The organism is Acinetobacter sp. ANC_7512 (assembly GCF_056779935.1).
In genome coordinates this window covers 1-496 of sequence record NZ_JBWYIX010000033.1, presented here as the reverse complement: position 1 = coordinate 496, position 496 = coordinate 1, and the positions used below count along the sequence as shown (strand labels likewise).

The following is a 496-nucleotide window of genomic DNA, read 5'->3' as shown; positions in this document are numbered from 1 at the left end:
CGTTGTTGTTGACGATCACTAAGTCTTTAATACCGAGTTCAATTAAGCCATCGATGAGTTCAGCAGGCTGACCTGCAGTACCAAACCCACCGATCATAATGGTTGAACCGTCTTTAATTTGGGAGAGGGCTTCGGTTAAAGTCTTTTGAGATTTATCAATCATAGCGTTTTATAGATAAAGCTATCTATATCCTTTTCGGTCTTGCAAAAATTTAAACAAATCAAAATGATTAGATTTGGATTGGTCTAAATTCTTTAGGTGAATAAGATAAAGGATGGATGCGAAATCCATCCCTTTATTATTTTTAAGCTGATGCGCGGCGACGTTCAACTTCAGTAGAAGGCGCACCTTCAACGTCTTTCACTAATTCAATGTCAAATTGAATATGTTTGAACGCACCTTTTAGACCACGACGAGCAATTTCAGCTTCATCAGTTACGTCTACAGCAGTTGCCACTAAGCCATCACGCGTTGCAAATGCAAAGTCATCCCAAA

General features: G+C 39.1%; 1 protein-coding gene and 1 pseudogene. Both read right to left on the bottom strand.

The genetic code is table 11. From position 1 onward, the window contains the following. Positions 1-163, bottom strand: a 163-nt coding sequence (locus AC1M9H_RS14335) for a CoA-transferase (protein WP_481610493.1), incomplete at its 3' end; no start/stop codon positions are given. Between the two features lie 142 nt (positions 164-305). Continuing rightward, a pseudogene (locus AC1M9H_RS14330) lies at positions 306-496 on the bottom strand (catechol 1,2-dioxygenase); the annotation flags it as partial.